Genomic DNA, 257 nt, shown 5'->3' with positions numbered 1-257 from the left:
TACCAGCTCGCCATCGAGGCGCTGGTCAGCACCACCGCTCAGCCTTCGCAGATGCAGGGGCAGTTGCCCGAGCATCAGCGGATCTGCAATCTGTGCCGGGAGATCAAGTCAGTAGCGGAGATCTCGGCACTCCTTTCCATTCCCCTCGGCGTGGCCCGGATTCTCGTCGCCGACCTGGCGGAGGCCGGTCTCGTCGCGATCCACCAGCCCGGCGGCGACGAGAACGCCGGCGGCCAGCCAGACGTGACACTGCTCGA

Annotated in this window: 1 protein-coding gene; it reads left to right on the top strand. The window is 66.5% G+C overall.

What is annotated here, in order from left to right; all coding sequences use genetic code 11:
* On the top strand, positions 1-257 hold a 257-nt coding region (locus G3I42_RS22495; protein ID WP_164288680.1), incomplete at both ends, for a DUF742 domain-containing protein.

Source organism: Streptomyces sp. SID11385 (assembly GCF_010548245.1).
GTDB lineage: Bacteria > Actinomycetota > Actinomycetes > Streptomycetales > Streptomycetaceae > Streptomyces.
The sequence above is the reverse complement of the archived record's forward strand: the minus strand, read 5'-3'. Positions and strand labels throughout refer to the sequence as shown.